This is a genomic window from Cytobacillus sp. IB215316 (assembly GCF_033963865.1).
GTDB lineage: Bacteria > Bacillota > Bacilli > Bacillales > SM2101 > Nanhaiella > Nanhaiella sioensis.
In genome coordinates this window covers 29,267-51,949 of the sequence record NZ_JAXBMC010000020.1, presented here as the reverse complement: position 1 = coordinate 51,949, position 22,683 = coordinate 29,267, and the positions used below count along the sequence as shown (strand labels likewise).

At 35.0% G+C, this 22,683-nt stretch carries 20 protein-coding genes and 2 tRNA genes; all 22 read right to left on the bottom strand.

All coding sequences use genetic code 11. The features are described 5' to 3' along the window. Positions 1-5 precede the first annotated feature (5 nt). The 22 genes from pabA to spoVT all read right to left on the bottom strand — a co-directional run bounded on the left by pabA (position 6) and on the right by spoVT (position 22,644). Positions 6-584 carry an aminodeoxychorismate/anthranilate synthase component II gene (gene pabA, locus SLH48_RS20360; protein WP_320259611.1) on the bottom strand — a complete coding sequence of 193 codons (579 nt, stop codon included), beginning with the start codon at positions 582-584 and terminating at the stop codon, positions 6-8. Between the two features lie 76 nt (positions 585-660). Continuing rightward, positions 661-2,073: an anthranilate synthase component I gene (gene trpE / locus SLH48_RS20355; RefSeq protein WP_320259610.1), complete on the bottom strand. Its 1,413-nt coding sequence runs from the start codon at positions 2,071-2,073 to the stop codon at positions 661-663. Positions 2,074-2,424: 351 nt separating this feature from the next. Beyond that, the gene (gene cysK / locus SLH48_RS20350) at positions 2,425-3,348 is read right to left on the bottom strand and encodes a cysteine synthase A (protein ID WP_320259609.1); all 924 of its coding nucleotides are present in this window, start codon (positions 3,346-3,348) and stop codon (positions 2,425-2,427) included. 104 nt (positions 3,349-3,452) lie between these two features. Beyond that, a complete protein-coding gene (locus SLH48_RS20345; RefSeq protein WP_320259608.1) occupies positions 3,453-4,379 on the bottom strand; it encodes a peptidyl-prolyl cis-trans isomerase in 927 nt (308 codons plus the stop codon). A 413-nt stretch (positions 4,380-4,792) separates the two neighbouring features. Further along, entirely contained in the window at positions 4,793-5,671 is an 879-nt protein-coding gene (gene hslO / locus SLH48_RS20340) for an Hsp33 family molecular chaperone HslO (protein ID WP_320259607.1), read from the bottom strand. A gap of 69 nt (positions 5,672-5,740) precedes the next feature. Then, entirely contained in the window at positions 5,741-6,520 is a 780-nt protein-coding gene (locus SLH48_RS20335) for a type III pantothenate kinase (protein WP_214484111.1), read from the bottom strand. Between the two features lie 401 nt (positions 6,521-6,921). Continuing rightward, the gene (ftsH, locus tag SLH48_RS20330; RefSeq protein WP_320259606.1) at positions 6,922-8,853 is read right to left on the bottom strand and encodes an ATP-dependent zinc metalloprotease FtsH; all 1,932 of its coding nucleotides are present in this window, start codon (positions 8,851-8,853) and stop codon (positions 6,922-6,924) included. 105 nt (positions 8,854-8,958) lie between these two features. Next, on the bottom strand, positions 8,959-9,501 hold the full coding sequence (gene hpt, locus SLH48_RS20325; RefSeq protein ID WP_320211149.1) for a hypoxanthine phosphoribosyltransferase: 543 nt from the start codon (positions 9,499-9,501) through the stop codon (positions 8,959-8,961). 21 nt (positions 9,502-9,522) lie between these two features. Continuing rightward, positions 9,523-10,908 (bottom strand): tRNA lysidine(34) synthetase TilS, encoded by a 1,386-nt coding sequence (gene tilS, locus SLH48_RS20320; protein WP_320259605.1) that lies wholly within the window; start codon positions 10,906-10,908, stop codon positions 9,523-9,525. 102 nt (positions 10,909-11,010) lie between these two features. After that, positions 11,011-11,991 (bottom strand): protein kinase domain-containing protein, encoded by a 981-nt coding sequence (locus SLH48_RS20315; RefSeq protein ID WP_320259604.1) that lies wholly within the window; start codon positions 11,989-11,991, stop codon positions 11,011-11,013. Next, a complete protein-coding gene (locus SLH48_RS20310; RefSeq protein ID WP_320259603.1) occupies positions 11,960-12,697 on the bottom strand; it encodes a vWA domain-containing protein in 738 nt (245 codons plus the stop codon). Before SLH48_RS20310 ends, SLH48_RS20315 begins: the two co-directional genes overlap by 32 nt. Positions 12,698-12,765: 68 nt before the next feature. After that, a complete protein-coding gene (gene spoIIE, locus SLH48_RS20305; RefSeq protein ID WP_320259601.1) occupies positions 12,766-15,240 on the bottom strand; it encodes a stage II sporulation protein E in 2,475 nt (824 codons plus the stop codon). A gap of 379 nt (positions 15,241-15,619) precedes the next feature. Then, positions 15,620-15,691 (bottom strand) — tRNA-Glu (locus tag SLH48_RS20300). Positions 15,692-15,721: 30 nt separating this feature from the next. Continuing rightward, positions 15,722-15,795, bottom strand: a tRNA-Met gene (locus tag SLH48_RS20295). 566 nt (positions 15,796-16,361) lie between these two features. Beyond that, entirely contained in the window at positions 16,362-16,766 is a 405-nt protein-coding gene (locus SLH48_RS20290) for a S1 domain-containing RNA-binding protein (RefSeq protein ID WP_214484072.1), read from the bottom strand. Positions 16,767-16,856: 90 nt separating this feature from the next. Then, positions 16,857-17,228, bottom strand: a complete 372-nt coding sequence (locus SLH48_RS20285) for an FtsB family cell division protein (protein WP_214484073.1) — start codon at positions 17,226-17,228, stop codon at positions 16,857-16,859. Positions 17,229-17,230: 2 nt separating this feature from the next. Beyond that, on the bottom strand, positions 17,231-17,881 hold the full coding sequence (gene yabQ, locus SLH48_RS20280; RefSeq protein WP_320259600.1) for a spore cortex biosynthesis protein YabQ: 651 nt from the start codon (positions 17,879-17,881) through the stop codon (positions 17,231-17,233). After that, positions 17,878-18,183 carry a sporulation protein YabP gene (yabP, locus tag SLH48_RS20275; protein WP_214484075.1) on the bottom strand — a complete coding sequence of 102 codons (306 nt, stop codon included), beginning with the start codon at positions 18,181-18,183 and terminating at the stop codon, positions 17,878-17,880. Before yabP ends, yabQ begins: the two co-directional genes overlap by 4 nt. 151 nt (positions 18,184-18,334) lie before the next feature. Further along, entirely contained in the window at positions 18,335-18,601 is a 267-nt protein-coding gene (locus tag SLH48_RS20270; protein ID WP_214484113.1) for an RNA-binding S4 domain-containing protein, read from the bottom strand. Positions 18,602-18,728: 127 nt separating this feature from the next. Next, a complete protein-coding gene (gene mazG, locus SLH48_RS20265) occupies positions 18,729-20,195 on the bottom strand; it encodes a nucleoside triphosphate pyrophosphohydrolase (protein ID WP_320259615.1) in 1,467 nt (488 codons plus the stop codon). Continuing rightward, positions 20,195-21,814: a polysaccharide biosynthesis protein gene (locus tag SLH48_RS20260; protein WP_320259599.1), complete on the bottom strand. Its 1,620-nt coding sequence runs from the start codon at positions 21,812-21,814 to the stop codon at positions 20,195-20,197. The genes mazG and SLH48_RS20260 overlap by 1 nt, the downstream gene beginning before the upstream one ends. A gap of 293 nt (positions 21,815-22,107) precedes the next feature. Next, positions 22,108-22,644: a stage V sporulation protein T gene (gene spoVT, locus SLH48_RS20255; protein WP_320259598.1), complete on the bottom strand. Its 537-nt coding sequence runs from the start codon at positions 22,642-22,644 to the stop codon at positions 22,108-22,110. Between the last annotated feature and the right edge of the window lie 39 nt (positions 22,645-22,683).

The following is a 22,683-nucleotide window of genomic DNA, read 5'->3' as shown; positions in this document are numbered from 1 at the left end:
ACTGATTATTTTACTTCCCTATATTGCTCAATAAAATTTTTAAGTAGTCGTTTACCGAAAGCAGTCATAATAGACTCAGGATGAAATTGAACACCTTCAATAGGGAGGGTTTTATGTCTAATCGCCATAATCTCATCTTCTTCAGTCCAAGCTGTAATTTCAAAGCAATCAGGTAAAGTCTCTCTTTTCACAATTAAAGAATGATATCTAGTTGCAGTTAAAGGATTTTCAATATCTGTAAAAATTGTTTTTTGATTATGAAAAATTTGAGAGGTTTTTCCATGCATTAATTTATCAGCTCTTACAACATCGCCACCAAATGCCTGAGCAATCGATTGATGTCCTAAACACACTCCGAAAAGCGGAATTTTCCCAGCAAAATATTGAATAGTTTCCAGGCTTATACCTGCTTCATTAGGGCTACATGGACCAGGGGAAATCATAATAAAGTTTGGGTTTAGCTCCTCAATTTCTTTTGTCGTTATTTCATCGTTACGCTTTACTACCAACTCTTCTCCTAATTCACCTAAGTATTGTACTAGGTTATACGTAAAAGAATCATAATTATCGATCATTAAAATCATTATCGTCACCTCATCAATTTTTTTAGAGCTTTTGCATCCCTTCAAGTGAGAAGTTAGCAAGCTTCAATGTTCAAATTTACTCGAATGAGTTTACTTTCGCTTCACATAATTCAATAGCCTTCCACAGTGCTTTAGCTTTTTTTAATGACTCTTTATACTCATATTTTGGATTTGAATCAATTACAATACCTGCGCCTGCTTGAATATGAGCAATGCCATCCTTTACAACCATTGTTCTAATAACTATGTTTAATTCAATATTATCTGAGAAGCCTATCCAACCAATTGACCCTGTATACATTCCTCTACGTACAGGTTCTAACTCTTCTATAATTTCCATCGTCCTCACTTTAGGTGCCCCAGTTATCGTTCCACCAGGGAAAACAGCTCTAATTAAATCATACGCATTCTTATTTTTATCTAATTTCCCTTTCACATTTGAGACGATGTGCATTACATGTGAATATTTCTCAATAACCATAAATTCATCAACTTCTACCGTTCCATATCGACAAACTCTCCCTAAGTCATTCCGCTCCAAGTCAACGAGCATAACATGTTCAGCCCGTTCCTTCTCATTTTGAATAAGCTCATTGGCAAGCTTAACATCTTCTTCATGAGTTGTTCCACGAGAACGGGTCCCTGCAATTGGACGCGTACTCACTACTTCTCCATCTTTTTTAATAAGAAGTTCTGGAGAACCGCTAACAATTTGAACATCACCCATTTCCAAATATGCCATATATGGGGATGGGTTTAACTCACGTAATTGTTCATAAATGTCAATAGGGTGCTTTGTAATTGATTTTGATTGCCGTACGGATAAATTTATCTGAAAGACATCACCTTGCGCAATATAATTCTTTACCTTCTCTACTGCTTCTTTAAATTCCTCTTCAGACATTGATACATTTTGATGTTGACTTTCTTGTGTAGGGTAAGCGAAATTTAGTTCATGACTTATCTCTACACTCCACAACCTCTCATAATGATCTAAACGTTTCTGTGTTTTTTCATCATCTCCGTTATCAATCGTCATTAGCCATAGTATATTCTCATTATGATCATAAACAAAAATGTCATCAAAAATAAAAAAATAAATATCAGGGGTAAGTAAATCATCAGCAGCCAATGTAGGTAGTTTTTCAATTTGCCGAACATAATCATAGCTTATATAGCCAATAGCACCACCCTGAAAATCTGGTAAGCTAGGTACATGTTCAGTTTTATATTTCCTCATCCATTCCTTAAGAACCACAAGTGGATCTCCTTCTATTGTAGAGCGTTGACCATGTTCTATAATTTCAACCTGATTATTTTTTCCTTTAATTGTTGCAAACGGCCTAAGACCAATTATGCTATATTGCCCCCCACGGCCACTTTCAAGTAGCATGTGATACGGTTCATCTTTTGATAAGTATTTATATCTTTTAAACCACTCATCTTCTTTGATAGGTAATTTCCTAGCTACAGGTTTTCTTTGTTGCATCGTGTCACACTCCTTACTCCAAACTAAAACTGATAAGCCTATTGTACAAGAATGTCACTAAGAGTTCACCTTCCAGCGTCTAAAATTTCGAATGAATGTAAAAAAAGAGTTATGAAGACCATAATAGTTAATATATCTTCCCTGTTAATCTCTATAGCTAGAACCTTCCCTCTTAATAAAGGCTCTTCTCGTTAATTTCGTCATTCAATTAAGGACAACTGTCGCAGATGGTACGAACGTTAAAATTATACGTTCTTATGTCTTAAAATAAAACACTCCTTAATCCGAAAACAACATAAAAAAACAGCTCCGTTAGGGGCTGTTTTTTTATAAATTATTTCTTATGAAGTTCTATTCTTCAAATTGATAAAGTGGTGTACTTAAATATCTCTCACCATTACTTGGGATAATTGCTAACACTTTTTTTCCTTTGCCTAGCTGCTTCGCTACTTTTAATGCCGCACATATTGCTGCACCCGACGATATCCCACCTAGAATACCTTCCTCTTTAGCAGCACGACGTGCATATTCAAATGCTTCTTCAGTAGTAATCTTCAAAATATCGTCATACACATCCGTATTTAAAATATCTGGTACGAACCCTGCACCGATACCTTGAATTTTATGCGGTCCTGGTTTACCTCCAGATAAAACAGGTGAATCTGATGGTTCAACAGCCACAATTTTTACATTTGGATATTTATCTTTTAATACTGAACCCGCTCCAGTAATTGTTCCGCCAGTTCCTATCCCTGAAACAAATGCATCTAATTGATCACCCATTTGTTCAACTATTTCTACTCCTGTAGTTAGCTTATGAACTTCAGGGTTCGCCTCATTTTTAAATTGCTGTGGCATAAAGTATCCGTGATCTTCACGTAATTCATCAGCCTTACGTATCGCTCCGCCCATCCCCTCACTACCAGGAGTTAACACGATTTCTGCACCGTAAGCTTTTAGTAAATTTCTTCTTTCTAAACTCATTGTTTCTGGCATTACTAAGATTGCTTTATAGCCTTTGGCTGCTGCAACCATCGCTAAACCAATTCCTGTATTACCACTTGTTGGTTCAACGATTGTATCACCTTGTTTTAGTAACCCTTCCTTTTCCGCTGCTTCAATCATTGCTAAAGCAATTCTATCCTTTACACTACTCCCAGGATTCATAAATTCTAACTTTAAATATACTTCAGCAGAATTGTCTTCGACAAGGCGGTTTAACTTTACAATTGGTGTTTGGCCTATTAACTCATTAACAGAATTAACAATTTTCATTTTATCACCTCTTAATTCCGAGTATTTTGATTTGTTTTGTATACAATAAATGTACTCGAAATTATAGAAATTGTCAATTATTTTCAAGTCTCATTTAAAAAGATTTATTTATTTGCATCTTTACCATAAAACCAGGATACTTCTGCCTCACCCCAAAATGGTTGTGCAGATATTGGGCCATCCATTTGTTCAAGTGCTATTTGCCTTCTTATTTGGTCCTTCATACTTTCAAAGGTGTAGTTAATTCCGTCTATTTTCTCATGTAAAAGAACGACTGCAAAACCACCTTCTACTTTTATCGGCTGACTCCATTCATGTTGTTTTAATTGTTCAGCAGTTTCAAAATACTCTTTAGGTACTAATTTACTATTAGATGAAAGGACACCTAGTTCCCCTCCAGAATTAGCGGTAAATGCATCAACAGATTTCTCCATGGCTAGCACATCAAAGCTCGACCCCTCTGTTAATTCATTATTGACTTGTTCTGCCTCTGCCCTTGTTTTTACAACGATATGTGATAGATGATACTTTGTTTCTATATCATATAATTCTTTGTTTTTTTCATAAAAGTCTCTTATTTCGTCTTCTTGAACGTTTGCATCTTTTGTTAGTAGTTGTTCGAGCAACATGCTGAAACGGATTTGTTCTCTCCATTTCTCGTCATCCCAATCATCATTAGCAAGTGAGGAATATCTTTTTATCATCTTTAACTCTCTCTCAACGGACTCCTCATCTGTTTGTATATTATATTTTTCAGCTAATAGTTCAATTACTTTTCTATCGATCATATTTTGTAAAGTTGCTTTTCCATATTCAGCTTCTAACTCATTGAGCCACTGTTGTCTATAGATATCTTCATTTCCTACAGATGCAATAACTTCTTCTGTTCCTGTTTGTATAATCTTTTCATTGAAATTAACAGGCTTTGTAACATCAACCACATCTTGCTTGTCACCAATCAAAATGAAGATAGTAAAACAGTTTACAATTACAAGGCCAAAAACAAGTATCCATAACGCTTTTTTACTCAATGTTAACCCACTCCATTTTGCTAAAGGTTATTTTCGTATTCATTATGGTTTTTTACAACAAGACAAGACATCCATATAGCTAACTTTCGAGACATCTACCTTTTGTTTATCGTTCTATGAATTAAACACGTATACAACAAATGTTCGTAACATCTTATCATCTGTAAATGATGTTAGTCCCACAATAAAATATTTTACTATGCTATAACAAAGTTACCGTGATGCTATTATTAAAAAGAATACGACAATTGTTTATGCAGCTTTTGCAATGATTGTTGTTATTCATACTAATAAACACGGATTCATACAAACCTTCAATGTACTGTCTTATTTCGTATTATTAACAACAACATTTCACGAAAAGAGCCATATTTAAAACCTACCAACCTTTATTTAGAAAGAGTCTTACTCAATTACATCGCTTCTTTTTTAAGAGCCTCAAGTTCTTCTTTTGAAAACAAATACTTTTGATTACAAAAATGGCATTGCGCTTCAGCTTGGCCTTCCTCCACAATGATTTCTTCTATTTCGTTAGGACCTAAACTAATAATTGCATTTGCAAACCTTTCTTTTGTACAGTTACATTTAAAAGTTACTGGTTGTTTGTCTAATATCTTCACATGTTCTTTATCTATTAGTTCATATATAATTTGCTCAGGGGATAACCCTTTTTCAATTAATTTAGATATAGGCTCTATTGTTTTTAACCTATCTTCTATTGCAGCGATCGTATCCTCATCTGTGCCAGGCATGAGTTGTATAATAAACCCACCTGCAGCAAGAATAGAATTATCAGGGTTAACTAGAACACCTACTCCAACAGATGATGGGGTTTGCTCAGATGTTACAAAATAATATGTAAAGTCTTCACCTAACTCTCCAGAAACAATCGGAACTGAACCAGTAAAATTCTCACGCAACCCTATATCTTTCACCACTGTTAAAAAACCATTTGTCCCTACGGCTCTTGCCACATCTAGCTTGCCATGTTCATTTAGATCGAAGTGTGTTTGTGGATTGGATACATACCCTCTCACTTCTCCATATGCATTGCTATCCACGATAATTGCTCCAATTGGCCCACCAGCATCTACTTTAATGGTAATTTTTTCGTCACCTTTTAACATCGCACTCATCATTACGCCCGCAGTCATTGTTCTTCCTAATGCGGCTGAGGCTGTCGGCCATGTATATTGACGACGCTGGGCTTCTCCGACAGTTTCTGTTGTCTTTACTGAATATATTCTGACTTGCCCATCATAAGCTAAGGCTTTTACTAGATAATCTGACATGGTTGTTAATACCCCTTTCACATGATGCAACTATATAATAATTGATTCATTAAGTATGATAAAACATCATTAGTTTTTATAAGAATCTTGATTCTTTTGATAAATCAGTTGTAAACCTTTTAACGTTAAGAACGGATCGACAATATCTATAACAGTTGACTCATCAGCAATTAATGATGCAAGTCCACCTGTAGCGATAACCGTTGGTAAAACATTTGCTTGAGCTTTTATTTTCTTTACAATTCCTTCTACTTGACCAACATACCCGTACAATATTCCAGATTGCATTGCAGATACCGTGTTCTTCCCAATAACATGATCTGTATGCGCAATTTCTATTCTAGGTAACTTAGCTGCTTTGGAATATAGCGCCTCCGTTGAAATTGCAATTCCAGGAGCTATAGCCCCACCCATATATTGTTTCTGCTCATTAATGTAACAATAAGTTGTTGCAGTACCAAAATCGACAATGATAAGTGGACTACCATATAAATGCATTCCCGCTACTGCATTTACGATTCGATCTGCCCCTACTTCTCTTGGGTTATCTATTTTTATATTTAAACCTGTTTTTATTCCTGGGCCAACGATTAGCGGATTTATATTAAAATACTTGTGACACATTCTTTCCAATGCAAACATAATTGGTGGAACGACAGAAGAAATAATGATGCCGTCAATATTTGAAAAATCTAAATCTACGTGCTTAAATAACGCTTTGATAATCATGCCATATTCATCTTCAGTTTTATTTCTACTCGTTTCAATCCGCCAATGATATTTAAGCTCATTTTGTTCATAAACACCTAAAACGGTATTAGTATTCCCGACATCTAAGACAAAAATCATTTCATCACCACTTTTATCAAAATAACTGTTATTCCAAACTATCACTACATAAAAATAACAACATATTCCTCATCATACCACAAATGGTTACAAAAGCGCATGGTGTCAGCTTATGCTAGCATACGAATCGGATTTGTCCAGCAACAGAAGAGCCAAAGCATATTCAAAAAGGCCGTTTTCCAATGATTGTTACTTTTCATTATAAGATATAACACGGATACAACAATAGTTTCGTGGCATCTTTTCTTCTATAATATGAAGATGATTATACAAGACTTTAGTGTCATAATTTTGATAAATGCAACAAATTTTACGAAAAGAGCCTTCAAAAAAGATGCCTCGAAAAACCGAGACATCTTCTTAATCCTTCATCCATACTAATTATCGATCAAAAAGCTAAATTAATCTTGTTGATCTTGATCATCAGATGGAGTTTCTTCTTTTTTAGAGCTAATGTTTACTTTCACATCATCCGAACTGCTCTCTTCAATACGATCAGGTAATCTTCCATTGTCTATTAAATACTTGATTTGTTCAGCATCAAGTGTTTCAACCTCAAGTAAGGTTTTTGCTACTAGTTCGAGCTTGTCACGGTTTTCTGTCAAAATGCCTTTAGCTTTCTCATAACTTTCTTTAATAAACCTTTGTATCTCTATATCAATGTCATGTGCAATGGCATCACTATAGTTTTGCTCGTTATGAAGGTCGCGACCTAAGAACACTTGACCACCTTGAGCCTGACCAAATTGTAATGGCCCCAGCTTATCACTCATACCATATTCTGTTACCATTTTTCTTGCAATACCAGTTGCTCGTTGGAAGTCGTTATGAGCACCCGTACTCACTTCACCGAAAATGATCTCCTCAGCAACACGTCCACCTAATAAGCCAGTAATTTTATCCAGCAGCTCAGGCTTAGTCATAAAGTAGCGATCTTCTTTTGGTAGCATTACTGCATAACCACCGGCTTGACCTCTAGGAACAATCGTCACTTTATGTACGACATCTGCTTCATCCAGTACAACACCGATAATTGTATGTCCAGCTTCATGGTAAGCAACAATTTTCCGTTCCTTTTCAGAGATGACACGGCTCTTTTTAGCCGGTCCAGCAATTACACGGTCTGTAGCCTCATCCATATCGAGCATATCAATTTTCTTTTTATCGCGTCTTGCCGCTACTAAAGCAGCTTCATTTAATAAGTTCTCTAAATCAGCACCTGAAAAACCAGGAGTACGCATAGCGATTGCTTTTAAATCAATAGAATCCGCTAGCGGTTTATTGCGTGCGTGTACTTTTAACACTGCTTCTCTTCCATTAACATCTGGTCGATCGACAGTAATCTGACGGTCAAAGCGACCTGGGCGAAGTAATGCAGGATCCAAAATATCTGGGCGGTTTGTTGCCGCTATAATAATAATTCCTTCATTCGCACCAAAGCCATCCATCTCAACTAGCAATTGGTTTAATGTTTGTTCACGCTCGTCATGACCTCCACCAAGGCCTGCACCACGTTGACGTCCTACGGCATCGATCTCATCAATAAAAATGATACAAGGAGCATTTTTCTTCGCATTTTCAAATAAGTCACGAACACGAGACGCACCGACACCAACAAACATTTCAACAAAATCAGAACCACTTATGGAGAAGAAAGGTACGCCAGCTTCTCCGGCAACAGCCCTAGCTAATAATGTTTTACCTGTACCCGGAGGGCCGACTAGTAAAACACCTTTTGGGATGCGAGCGCCTAGTTCTGCAAATTTTCTAGGGTCCTTCAAAAACTCAACAACTTCAACTAACTCTTGTTTCTCTTCATCAGCACCAGCAACATCTTTGAATTTTGCTTTTTTCTTTTCTTCATTATAAAGTTTAGCTTTACTCTTACCAAAGTTCATTACACGGCTTCCACCGCCTTGAGCTTGGTTCAGTAAGAAGAAAAATAAAATAATGATGATCACAAATGGAATGATTGAAGTGAAAAACGTAACCCATCCACTTGTTTCTTTTGCTGGAACAAAATCGACTACACTATTTTCTGCTGCAATTGTATCAATCCGTTGTAACATTGCCTCTGAAAAAGGTGTTGGTGTGTATGTAATAAAATACTGCTCTTCACTCTCATAAGATCTTAATTGACCTTTAATCTCATATACCCCTCGTGCAGGTTGTATTGCAAGAGATTTAACATTATTGTCCTCTAAATTAGCTATGAATACATCATATGACATTTCCTCAGTTGTTTGATTAGTATTATTGAAAACACCAACTATACCAATAACAACTAGAAAAATTAATAAATAAAATATAGTATTACGAAAAATCCGATTCATTCCTTACCTCCTCCCACGGTAAAAAAACTATACTCAATAGTATCATAGAAAAACATACCAATACAATTAATTTACTGTTATTATTTTGCTTTTTAAAAATATTATTTATGATTCCGTATATACTTCAGGTTTAAGGACCCCTATGTATGGCAAATTGCGATATTTCTCAAGGTAATCTAAGCCATAACCTACAACAAATTCATCAGGTACAATAAAGCCTACATAATCTGCTTCTACATCAGACTTGCGTCCAGAAGGTTTATCTAATAGCGTAACAATTTTAATTGATTTGGCCTTGCGATAACGAAATAATTCCACTAGATAGCTTAAAGTTAAGCCACTATCGATAATGTCTTCGATAATTAAGATATCTCGTCCTTCTACAGATGTGTCTAAATCCTTTAATATTTTTACCTCTCCAGATGATACTCTTGATGTACCATAGCTAGAAACGTCCATAAAGTCCATTTCAAGGTATGTGTCAACTCTTTTTAATAAGTCAGCCATAAAAGGCATTGCACCTTTTAACACGCCGATAGCTAATGGGAATTTCTCTTGATAATCTTTTGTTAGAACTTCACCTAATTCCTTTACTTTTTCTTGAATTTCTTTTTCTGTAACTAATACTTTTTGAATATCATGATTCATGACTACTTTCCTCCTAGAAGATCAATGCTTCTTAAACTGTAATAAAATATATTGTTTATTTCCATTAAATTCAGTCTCAAAAGAAGACTTTTTTAAGCCGGGTAACCAAATGATTCTTCCATTTCTGTCCTCAACAACAGGCCACTCATCCCTTTCATATAAAGGAATTTTTTGATCAATAAAAATATCTTTAATCTTTTTTGTCCCGCCAGTTCCTTTTAATGTCATCTTATCGCCAGGTTTCCTCGTTCGAATAACTAGCGGTAACTCGACACTGTTTATGTCAATGACAATTGAATGGTTCCCATTTAATCCATTCGGTAATTGCTCAATGATTTCACTAAGTATTAGGTCACCATTAGGCAATTCAATTTGACTAGGAACCTCATGAACGTAATTATATGCTTTTATTGCTCTTTCATCATATGTAAAGATAAAATCATCATAGGATTTAACAACTTTTAAACCCATTGGATAATGTAATGTTCCTGATGGATGATCATTATTCAGGGCTGTTAGAAAGTCGTTAATATGTATTGAGGAAAGAGAAGGTGGAACCTCCTGATAAAGATATTTTAATATTAGTTGAATCCCTCTCCTTTGTAAAGGAATAGGTAACTTAAGATAAGACTCTCTACTAATAATAATAGTATTGTCTTTCTTCTTCACTACTTTATTCAATTCATTTTCTGTTAATTCCTTTAAATAATTTTGATCCTCTATCATCATCTCACTAAATTGTTGAACTCTTTCATGTACTCGTTCATTTTCTCGTTTTAAATAAGGTAGTACATGATGTCGAATCCGATTACGGGTGTAATCATCCTTATCGTTACTTGGATCTCGACGGGGCTCTAACCCAATGCTTTGACAATAATGTTCAATTTCTTCCCTACTTAAGCTTAATAGGGGGCGAATAATATGACCAATACTAAACGGCCTCTTTATTGGAATACCTGCATAGCCTATCCCTGTACTTCCCCTTACCAGCTTCATTAAAACAGTCTCAACTTGATCATCTCCATGATGACCAAGAGCTAAATATTGAGCTTCATATTTTTTCATCATTGATGAAAAAAAACGATACCTGCATTCTCTCGCAGCTACTTGGGTACTTATTTTCTTTTTTTGTTTATAGTCACTCACATTTATTTGTTTTGCTTCACAAATAATTCCTAGTGAGCTACAATGTTGTTCAACAAAACGCATCTCATTCTCGGACTGCTTACCACGAAACATATGATCAACATGAGCTACAACTAACCTTAAACCGAGGTTCCTTTTCATTCCAATAAGCAAGTGAAGAAGCGCCAAGGAATCAGGTCCTCCTGATACACCTACAATGATCGTTGAATTTTCTGTAATTAACTCATGACGTTTAATAAAATCATTTAGCTTATTTATCATCCGCAATTCAACCCTCTACTACTCTTCGTTCTACAGAATCTTGTCCCCTTATCGTACATGATTATATAAGTTTCTGCAAAAAAGATGTCTAGCAACTCATATTCATAATAACTGACTATATATGTATAGCCAATAGACAACAATTATTACTAGAAATAATAATGTAAATTCTAAAAAGCTCTTTTTCTTACTCCTTTTTCCGCCTTTCCTTCTATTATTTATTGAGCTACTCTTAGTTGATTGATTGGTCGTGGTTTGCTTATTGGAAACATATTGCTGATTCATTACAAGTAATAGGTCCTTCCTCATATTAGACGCACTACTATATTTCCCTTCTATTGCATTTTCTAAAACAGTTGAATACTTCCTTAATAATACATTTGATGTTATAGCATTCTTAAGTTGATCCCCTCCATTCCTACTTCTAGAAAATCTGTTTGGATAGGCTATATTTATAATGATCATCGCTACTGCAAACAAATCATACGATGGTTCAGCTTTTCTAGAACCCTTTCCCCAATAACCACGGTCAAAAAACTCAGTAAATTCTTTTATGGATCTCCCTATTAGTGTCGTCCCCCCCACATCTAGTAACCTTATTTTCGGAGGAGGAGCTGTCACTAACAGGTTATCTGGCTTTAGATCGCCAAAGACCCATCCTTCACGATGAAGTATGTCAAGTTCAGCTAACAATTGTAAACATAATATGCCAATCCATTCATTACCACGCCTCTTAATAAATTGTAATAATGCCTCTCCTTTTATATATTCCATTACATAAAAAGCTGTAGGAGAGTCAAAGCCACGACGCTCCCAATCGTCAACATCTAGCAAAGAAGGTCCCAAGTATGACCTCTGGACCTTCAAAAAATGTTTAAGTACATTAACTTCTGATGATATTGACATGCTACTATCACTAATCTTAACAGCGACTAAACCGGTAGGACTTTCTGATAAATAAACTGATCCCGTAGCACCTTTACCAAGTAAACTTTTAATCTTATATTTATTTTTATGCCACTTACCGACAATGACCGTTCCAACTGGTACACTACATGCCTGTTTCTTCGAAAGGTTGTTCATCTCGAGAAATAAAGCTCCTTAACGATCGTTTCTTTTTAAAATAAGTCAATGCCTCTCTAATGGCAGGCCCTGTAGGTGTCATTCCTCCTGATGTTAACTTAGGAAATATTTTAGTTAATGAATCTAAATGTGGATTCCAATCCAGGACTTTCTCGACATCTTTCTTTTTGCCTGGAAATGATAACACTGAAAAGCGATTCGAGCCAATACGTGCATTTAAACTAATCGATAAATCCAACAATGCTTCTTTCACGGTTGGTAATTTATGCTTCATACTAGCGCTCGTATCTACAAGAATAAGAACTTCTAACTCAGCAGTTTCTCCTAGTTCATCCACCACCTCCATCACTTCTCCACGTTTTTCAGGTGATAAGTCTTCCATTGAAGTTCCGGAACCAAGTATGTGCTGTAATTCTTTGTTTACCACTCCTTGTAATGTTTGTGTCATTGCTTTTCTAGTTACCATTTGTACAGTATGTGACAATTGCCTAGTATAGACGACCTCGCTAACCCCACCTCCTGCCATTGAAATGCCTTCTATCTCCGCAAGTCCACGATTATCTATTTTATCCTCTTCCATTACGCCAATAACGTTAACTGTCACCCCCTGCTCTTTAGCAAGTGTTGCCATAGCCACAGGATCTTCTCCATGATTTGAGCACCCATCAGTAATAAGTAATATTTGTTTTAAAGTACCTTTATCCACCTTTTATTCCCTCCTCAAATGGTTATTACCATCTTCGACTGAATAAAAAGTTTTTATACTTCGTACCTTTACTGCGCTTTCTTTTCATACATATGAGCAGGTATTGCAGCCCATTTAGGAGTGTTATGATCAACCTTTGCAACTACGATCGTCATATCATCGTCAATGTTTCCTGAACGAGTACGGATCACTTCCTCCATAATTAAATCTGCGACATGTTGAGGATCTTTCGTTTGTAAATCTTTTATTTTTCGCTTCATCCAAATATCGTAATTTTCTACATGCTTTGGACCTTCAAAAATTCCGTCACTCATCATTATTAATAAATCTCCTGCTTTCAATTGCTCGCTAACAACATCTACCTCAAAGTCTTGAATAATTCCCATAGGTAAGTTACTAGCACAAATACTAATAACTTTCTCTCCTCTTTTAATAAAGCTAGGTGATGACCCAATTTTTAAAAACTTTGCACTCGCATCTTGTAAATCAATCATGGCTAGGTCTAGGGTTGAGAATATCTCATCCGTTGTTCTTAAAGAAAGAACAGAGTTTACAGATTTAATCGCTACTTTTTCTTCTATCCCCGACTTTAGAATTTTTTGTAATAACTCCAGAGTCTCATTACTTTCATAATGGGCTCTCTGGCCATTTCCCATTCCATCACTAATTGCAATTGCAAATTTCCCTGCTCCTAATTCAATCGTCGAGTAACTATCACCGGATATTAACCCTCCGCCTTTCGCTGCATGAGCAACACCTGTATCAACTTTGTATGTCTTTGCTGATCCAAATGTTGCCTGGCAATAGCCATTAGGGTAAGCTGCACATTCCTCCTTTGTAACAATGATCGTCTCCTTTAAAATATCAGAAAGCATAGGTGCAATTAACTTTTCGCTCTCCCCTCGCCCATTGCAAAATGGAATGCTCATTTCTATGTCGATATTCCCTTGTTCTAAACTATAAATTTCGACATGACCTATCTCTACCCCGAAACCTTGCACAGCATCTAGTATTTGCTCCTCCTGCACATGATGGTTATCTCTTTCACGTTTAATCTCGTTAGCAAAGTCCCCCATCACTTGGGATACGCCTAACAACTGTTCAGCAACCAGCTTCCTACTTTCTCTAATTTGTTCTTTTAACTTCTGATTGGCGTAATATAATGTCAACTCATCCTTAATTACATTTATAACCTTATCTGGTTTTATACAATGCTTATTCCACTCACGTTGTAAATGATAATTCTCTTCCAATGTGGATTGCTCATATTCATGCATAATATTCTTCAAATAATCATATGTTTTATTAAGATTGTTCGTCCAACATTGATCTTTTTTATAGCACAATTGGCATGTCCTCAAAGTGACATTACTTAAAACATAATCAACTTCAACTTCCTCATCCATATGATTAGCTGATTGATTGTAATTTTCGAAACTACTAGATAAAGCTTGAAAAACTGATGAAAATTGGGATACACGACTTGCAGTGACATCTCTTACTTTTTGTAAATACTGTTGTTGCTCAGACATATTTTCGATTGTTCCTGGTATATATTTTGCGATTTGCGAAATGAGTGATTGAGGAGTTAATAGAAATATAAAAATGGCTAATAAAGATTCAATAACACTTATTTGAAGCTGATTAGCATCATTATACATTCCTAATAAAAGAGTACCAATGAGAAGTCCAACTGATACGCCTATTTTCCGGCCATCTTTTAGTAAACCTCCAAGTAATCCAGAAAATGCAAGCAAGCTCATCTGAAATAGACTTCCGATGTTTGCAAGGCTTAATATTAACCCGGTAACCACACCAACTGTCGTTCCAATCGTGGCACCTGCAGCACATGCAAGTAGAAGAACAAAATACCTTGAAGCAATATATTCAATTGATAAGTCATATATAGACCAACCAATCAAACCTGTCATGATAGAAGCCAATAATATAATTAAGGATATAATTTCTTCCGTTTTTAAAGTTTGTTTTCGTTTTCGAAAAGCAACTAACGTAACACTTTGTAGAAATATTAACGTTAGTATAAAACCTAGACCTGACTCAACACCAACCAACATCAAATTATACAGATCAATTTCGTTGTTTATAAAATACAAGATTGAGAGCTTGGACATACATAAGGATAAGAACACGAGGAATGGAACTACTTTTAGTGTATCTTTACTAAACCTTCTCGTTATGTTATTTAAAAATAGAAATAATACTATTGATGAAAGAATGAATATGGAAGTTTGAAAAGATAAACTAATTCCACCTACAAGTAATGCTAGCAGGGCTAACCAGATTCTATTTTTTTGAATGACATATACGGCAGCAAAAAATGGTAATGCGAATGGTGTAACTTCAGCTAATATTAATGCTCGTCCAAGTAAAAAGCCTATAAAAACAATAAGAACCCCTCTGTTTATTATTATTTTTAATAGTTTTTGCTTGTTCTTTTGAATCCAGCTGTCAAACGATAGCTTTGTACTTTTGAAATTCACGTTCGTAATAGGTTCAATGACATTCCGTTCAGTCTTTTCCATACTTATTCACTCCCCAACTTTTTTATAGTTGGTTGTTATTATACTTCTAAGCCAGAATATTTTTTGTCAAAACAACATGGAGATATAAAAAAGTGTTCGACTCAATTCTTAATAACATACAATAAGCATACATAATCTGAAGAATTTAATCCTATTTTTTAAAAACCAGCAACAATAATATCGAATATTCAGATAATTTATCCCATCATTATCTTTTCAACGTTAAATTGGATTTGTTTTTTTATTGAACACAATTCAACTAGAGCTGTTCACATCTTGGCTCTTTAAAACAATGCCAATCACATAAACTTCATGCGACAAAGTTGACGCAAATAAGCTAATAAAAAAAGCCAGTTCATCAAAGAACTGACTTTTACGATGACCCGTACGGGATTCGAACCCGTGTTACCGCCGTGAAAGGGCGGTGTCTTAACCACTTGACCAACGGGCCAAAAAAAATGATAAAATGACATTTTATAAATAGCGGCGGAGGGGATCGAACCCCCGACCTCACGGGTATGAACCGTACGCTCTAGCCAGCTGAGCTACACCGCCATAATACGACAAAGAATATGATACTAAGGAATAACAATTTAGTCAATACCTTAATTACATTAAAAACTCATTTCATATCATTTATTAAGAAATTACGAATGACGTCAACTAGAAGTTAAAGAGCCAAATATAATAACAATAGCAACAAAGTTTACTAAGAAATCTTAGGCTGTTTTCGCATATGTTGTTGCTTTTCGTTTTGTATAAATTTATTTGTTGTTGTCCTAAATTGGTCTCAATAGCAACAAAGTTTACGAAGAGAGCGTAACAAAAAAGCACCCGTGGGTGCTTGATGTACATGTTACCTGCCAGGCTATCTGTAAGAGGCTGCTCAAAAAGTAAGAAGAAATGACTGTCTAAACTTGAATAAGATACCACTTGCGATTGTTAGGGGGTTTCCCACTATTTTGCGGGACACATACGTATCGTATGTTTCTACGTTAACAATTCGAAACATAGTATCTTTATTAGTTATCAGTAAAATAGCTCTTCTAAAAATGCAAGGTATACTGCCTCATTCTTCTATATCCTTTTTGAATACGCACTATAAAATGATCAGCAGCAAGTTATCCTCTTCGTGCTCCTCGTCCACCTCGTTTTGACTCTGTGTTCCGTTTTAAAGATGATAATCGGTCTTCACTTTCTTTTAGGAAACGGGCCATCTTCTGCTCAAAATTCTCTTTTGGACGGAAATCCCTTGGAGGGCGATTACTGCCTTTACGAGGAGGTCGCGGTGACTCCTTTGCTTTTTTAATTGATAAGCCAATTTTACCATCTTTCTCAACATTTATTACCTTCACTTCAACTTCGTCGCCAACCTTTAGATGTTCATTAATATCTTTCACATAATTGTCAGCAACTTCGCTTATGTGTACTAAACCTGTTGAGCCTTCTGGCAGCTCCACGAACGCACCAAAATTTGTAATACCTGTTACTTTTCCTTGTAACTTGCTGCCTACTTCAATCGACATAAAAAAAGTGTTCCTCCTTAAAAAATAAAAAAATCATTTTTTTTTATTATACATAATTTAAAAATTGAGTGTCAACAAGACTAACCAACTTCACTCAGATGTATTAAATAAAACTTCGCCTTCTTGTGATAGAAAAAAATCTCTCCGAGCAATTTTTCCTATATACTCATCATCGTTAAGCTTAACAATTTCACCTTCTAAATACAATTGCTCTTTTTTCAAATCAGCTAACTCATATTCCAGTTTTTGTTTTTCAACGTTCTTTTCTTCAATTATTTTCGATTGAGAGATGAGTGTAGAACTAATAAAAAAGGCGGCAACTACAGCTAGACATGACAAAGCCGCTAACCGTCTCATTAAACCGCGACGCTTATTAGTTAATACCTGTTGATTATTCTCATGCTGACTAGAGTATGACGTTTGCAGCTCTATAACTTTCTTCTGCTTTCGTAACGCACTCATCTCTAAAACTTCCTCCTTAAAAAACTTAGGATTGATTTCCACCATTTTATTATGATATGTTGTACATTCTTTATTTTTTTAAAATATCCTGCAAGTTTTTTTAAAAAAACTACACAAAACTTTCTCCAAGAGCTAGGGAGTAGTTGAAACACAAACTTTACTAGCTTTTTCACTGGGATAAACAATACTTGTACAAAATAAATAAGTACTTTTACCAAAAAACGAATAGTCGTATAGCATACGTTTAAAAGCCCTATAACTAGTATAGCAATAAAATGATACAATATTTGAATTGGCTTTATGATAATATAGTGAACGAGCTTTTTTACAATTTGATATGTCGAAATTACTAATTTAATTACAAATTCCAGCAATCTCAAAAATAACGATTGAAAAAGACTACGATAGGCAGCATAACCACATAAAATAGCAATAAAGATATAAAACCTTAGTTCACCTTCATTAACGAGTAACAAAACATAAAATATAATAAAGCCTTGCATACACCAAAACATAATATCATTTATAAAAACTAACCATGTTGCTCGGTACGACCGCTGTAAGAAGCGTCCATAAGTATCGAGAGCTGCTCCTAAAAAGCTCCCAATACCAATCATAGACATCATTGTATAAAATTGAGTCGTTAAACTCATTTGAACAACTTGCTAAAAAAACCTTTAGCCTTCTCCCCATATTGTTCATCTAAATATACAATATCGAATATTTTCCCTTTAATCGAGACAATCCCTTTATCAACATCTAGGTTTTTCATTTGGAGATTTTGGCCACGAACAGCTAAAAATCCCATCACAGTTTCTAATAAAAATTCTTCATTATCGAAGCTTTCAACCTGTTTGACACCTGTTATGTCAAGAATTCTTCGTCCTCTCATTACTAAGTCGTGCTCTTTAATCGTTCCTTTTTGATTTGAGCTACCTTCATAATATTGATCCATGATCATCCCTCGCTTTTATGCTGAAGACATGCTTCATAGCAAACATTTATATCAATGTATGTTAGGGACAATCATTTTAGAACAAGCCTATAAAACTTACGCAACCAGTTGCTCAATGTATGTTCATTAAGTTGGTCAACGGTAAATTTTTTCAGCTTTGCTCCTCTTTTCTCTCTTCCTTTACAATCGAGTATAAGTCATTAGCTTCTTCTTTACGACTTGTCTCAACAAGTTTTTCTACCTTTACCGTTACAACTTTTTGACCAAATTGAATGGTTAGTTCATCCCCCACTTTAAGAGTTGAACTTGCTTTTGCTTGGATACCATTTATCGAAATTCTTCCTTTGTCAGCAACCTCTTTTGCTAGTGTTCTCCTTTTAATTAAGCGAGAAACTTTAAGAAATTTATCTAGTCTCATATTTTTCACTTCTTTCATATATCATAGATTTCGTATATGTTTTTTTAAGTCGATAGCTTATAACATAAATACTCGTTATCAAAACCACATGAAGGGTAAGCGTATTTACCTAGCCCTAGTGTTCTCATTATAATCCTTTTTTCTTTGCAGATGTCCAAATTTCATCTAATTGTTCTAAAGATAAGGATTCAATCTCTTTCCCCTCATCTCTCACAGTGTTTTCAATAAAACGGAACCGCTTATAAAATTTATTATTTGCACTTGTTATCGCTTCTTCCGGATCAATTTTATAATAACGAGATATATTTACAAGAGCAAAAAGAATATCACCAAACTCAGTAAGCATATTCTTTTGGTTGTGATTGGTTGCCTCAACTTGAAACTCCTCTATTTCTTCCCTCACTTTATCCCACATCGGACTAACATCATCCCAATCGAACCCTACCTGAGCTGCTTTTTTTTGGTATTTATAAGCTCTTAATAAGCCCGGTAAGCTCTTTGGGACCTCCTCAAGTAATGATGCAGAGTGTTTCATTCCCTTTTTTTCATCTTGCTTAATTTGTTCCCAATTATAGACTACTTCATCACTATCAACTACTCTTTCCCCTGCAAAAACATGTGGATGACGTCGAATCATTTTTTCTGTTATACTTCTAACCACATCATCAATGTTAAATAATCCGTCATCATCTCCAATTTGAGCATGTAACATAACTTGTAGAAGTACATCTCCGAGCTCTTCAATTGTATTCCAAACATCATCATTGTCAATCGCATCTACAAGCTCATATGCTTCTTCAAGAATATATTTCTTTAATGATTGATGCGTTTGCTTTTTATCCCATGGACAACCATCTGGCCCACGAAGAATTGCTATAACAGAACGTAATGAAGAAAATGTATGATAAAGCAATTTCTCATCATTTACAGGAGGTACATATAAACTTGTTAAATTACTTATGGTAGACTGACGATCCAATTCATATAATGGTACTTTTCTTACTTCTTCAGCCTCGCTACCAATAGCTGTAAGGATCATTACTTCATAATCATCAGGCAAATCCTCCATAAGTGTTAGCTTCACCTCAGATGCAATAAATTGATCATACATTTGGCATATAATAATATGTTGATTATATTGAATTTGTTGCCTTTGTAGTGACGTTGCATCTAGAAACTGAAACCCTTCAATCGGATCAATTTGCAATGATGTGAATGTTGAATCAAGAAAACTTTGCCCTCCAGCAATATTAATTTCAATACCATACTTACTACACTTGTCCACTAATAGTTGAACTGTTCTCTCAGCCACAAATGGATGACCAGGTACAGCATATAATATCTCTTTATGCAGCGCTTCGGAAATTAAGACATTTACTATCTCTTCGTATACTTCTTCAAATTGATCGTATTTTTCATATACATTATCAAAAGAATTAAAATGTAGTCCTTCTTTCATAAGATCCTGTACGACTGGGTGCTCATTTGTTCGTATATAAATATGATCAGCCCTTTGTAACAATCGATAAACTCCTAGAGGTAATTGCTCTAAATCGCCAGCTCCTAAACCTATTACAGTTATTTTCTTCATTATTAATCACCTAACTTCTTATTTGCTCTATTAAAATAGGCTAGCTTATTTCCATAAGGAATGATTGACAACTCACTTTGGGTAAAAACTTGTCTTTTAATAATGACGAAGAGAAATAATATGATACCGATCATTACAGCAGTAATTGCTTGCAAAGCCGAAAAAAGCCGATTATTAATAAATACCAACAATAGATTTGTAAAATGAATATATACATATAAACCTATGCCCATTACTATGGCTGCTTCTAGTATCTTGACAACATCCTTGATTCTGCATATAGACCCTCGGAATTTCCTATACAATAAATAATACTGAAATAACACAGTTATCAATAGTGAAATGATAGTTGCAAATGCAGCCCCTTTTGTTCCTAAAATAGGAACAAGTAGAACATTTAACAGCCCTTTTAAAATTAACGCTACGACAACACTAATTGCAGGAATTATGTAATTGTTCATACCTTGAAAAATAGATGAAGTTGTTAAGATAAGTGAACTAAAGAGTATAGTAAAACCTTGTATCCTTAACACATCTGTCCCTTGATTATTTTGAAAAAGCATAATATTTGTCGGTTCAATAATAAAAGCTAACCCAACTGATGCGCCTACACCAGCAACAATGCTAATTCTGATTGATAAATTAACCTTCTCTTTAATAGATTGTAAATTATGACGAATATATGCACTAGAAATGATTGGAATTAAAGATAGCGAGATTGATGTTGATACAACAGTTCCTAATTGAATAAGTGGCCATCCACGATCATAGACTCCTTTTGCACCTTTAGCGATAACGTCACTCATATCACTTGAGATTAATAATGAGTATAACGTAAATGAGTCCACTAATTGAAAGAGGATAAGGATCATCCCACTAATACAAATAAGTCCCCCTTGCGTAAATAACACCCTAATTATTTCTTTATTTTCCTTTTTATTAAATATTAACGGGCGTTCTGTATGTATTAGATTATTTTGCTTATAATATATTAACAAAATTACAATTGCTGTTAATCCACCTGTGATCGATCCGAAAAGTGCTCCAGCACCGGTAGCATACATGCCATACCCATGTGATACGAGGAGAATAGAAAATATTAGAATAGTTATGACTCTAATAAATTGTTCAACCATTTGTGAAACAGCGGTTGGAACCATATTCTTCTGTCCTTGAAAATAACCTCTTAATACTGAGATAAATGGCATTAATAAAAATGAAAAAGCAATTACTTTAATCAATATAGTTAATTCCGGGTCACCCATAATAATCGCTATCTTATTAGCAAAAAAATATAACACACTACAAAAAACGATTCCTGCAACAAGTAAGGATAAAAAGGAGACCACAACAACTTTTTTAACTCTTTTATAATCTTGCTGTTCAAATGAAATTATTAGTAGCTTAGAAATTATAACTGGATACCCATAGGTTGATAACGTTAAAAACACTCCATAAAATGGGTATATTTGCTGATATATATAAAACCCGATATCTCCAACAATATTTTGGAAAGGTATCCGATATCCCGCACTAAGTAGCTTAGTAACGATACCTGCAATAGATAATATAACTGTTCCTTGCAAAAAAAATTTTTTTTGCAAATCGGAATGGATGTTCACCAACTCACCCCTTCAAGAAAAAAATTGAAGAAAGTCATGCTTTACTTTCACTGCTTCAATGATATTGAGAGCAATGAGAGCATATCACATGAAGGTACTTTAATTAAAACGAGAAGCAATCTCGAGAGGATAGGGGCTTGAAGCGTAAAAATTCATCATCTAAATAGCCTCTTTTCTTACTTTTTGTTGTTAAAAAGAAGAAGAAAAGATTTATAAACGCGGTTATTTGTTAGTGCTTAACACAACAGCCAATAAATAAGAAAAGGCCGCATGTTTGCCGCCTTTTGTTTGTTTTATTGTTCCATTTGTCTTGCTAAAAAACCTGCTGCTGTATCAACAGCTTTTTGCTCAACTTCCCCAATCACTGTATCTTTTGAAAAAATTATAACTGCTCCAATTGGATCTCCATTTGCAATGATTGGACCTATAGCATAAGATGACAATGGTTCTTCTTGGTCACTTATAAAGGATATTTCTTTTTCTTCGGTATTAAGTACAGTATTACGATCCTCCATAGATTTCTCAATCATCCTGCTAATACTTTTATTAATATAGTCCTTTTTGGAGCCTCCCGCTACTGCTATAAACACATCTCGATCACATATTAATACATTATGTCCTAAACTGTCAAATAAAGCCTCTGCATACTCTTTAGCGAAGTTACCTAATTCGCTTATAGGAGAATATTTTTTTAAAATCACTTCTCCATCGCGGTCAACAAAAATTTCTAGCGGGTCACCTTCTCTAATTCGTAATGTCCTCCGTATTTCTTTAGGGATTACCACTCGGCCTAAATCATCAATTCGACGAACAATTCCAGTTGCTTTCATCTAAAGATGCCTCACTTTCATCTGATGATTAAATGATGG

Bases quoted from the DNA above. Each gene is read 5' to 3' on its own strand.
- pabA (WP_320259611.1), bottom strand. From the start codon at position 584: ATGATTTTAATGATCGATAATTATGATTCTTTTACGTATAACCTAGTA.
- trpE (WP_320259610.1), bottom strand. From the start codon at position 2,073: ATGCAACAAAGAAAACCTGTAGCTAGGAAATTACCTATCAAAGAAGAT.
- cysK (WP_320259609.1), bottom strand. From the start codon at position 3,348: ATGAAAATTGTTAATTCTGTTAATGAGTTAATAGGCCAAACACCAATT.
- hslO (WP_320259607.1), bottom strand. From the start codon at position 5,671: ATGTCAGATTATCTAGTAAAAGCCTTAGCTTATGATGGGCAAGTCAGA.
- SLH48_RS20335 (WP_214484111.1), bottom strand. From the start codon at position 6,520: ATGATTTTTGTCTTAGATGTCGGGAATACTAATACCGTTTTAGGTGTT.
- ftsH (WP_320259606.1), bottom strand. From the start codon at position 8,853: ATGAATCGGATTTTTCGTAATACTATATTTTATTTATTAATTTTTCTA.
- hpt (WP_320211149.1), bottom strand. From the start codon at position 9,501: ATGAATCATGATATTCAAAAAGTATTAGTTACAGAAAAAGAAATTCAA.
- tilS (WP_320259605.1), bottom strand. From the start codon at position 10,908: ATGATAAATAAGCTAAATGATTTTATTAAACGTCATGAGTTAATTACA.
- SLH48_RS20315 (WP_320259604.1), bottom strand. From the start codon at position 11,991: ATGAACAACCTTTCGAAGAAACAGGCATGTAGTGTACCAGTTGGAACG.
- spoIIE (WP_320259601.1), bottom strand. From the start codon at position 15,240: ATGGAAAAGACTGAACGGAATGTCATTGAACCTATTACGAACGTGAAT.
- SLH48_RS20290 (WP_214484072.1), bottom strand. From the start codon at position 16,766: ATGTCGATTGAAGTAGGCAGCAAGTTACAAGGAAAAGTAACAGGTATT.
- SLH48_RS20285 (WP_214484073.1), bottom strand. From the start codon at position 17,228: ATGAGTGCGTTACGAAAGCAGAAGAAAGTTATAGAGCTGCAAACGTCA.
- yabQ (WP_320259600.1), bottom strand. From the start codon at position 17,881: ATGAGTTTAACGACTCAATTTTATACAATGATGTCTATGATTGGTATT.
- yabP (WP_214484075.1), bottom strand. From the start codon at position 18,183: ATGGATCAATATTATGAAGGTAGCTCAAATCAAAAAGGAACGATTAAA.
- SLH48_RS20270 (WP_214484113.1), bottom strand. From the start codon at position 18,601: ATGAGACTAGATAAATTTCTTAAAGTTTCTCGCTTAATTAAAAGGAGA.
- spoVT (WP_320259598.1), bottom strand. From the start codon at position 22,644: ATGAAAGCAACTGGAATTGTTCGTCGAATTGATGATTTAGGCCGAGTG.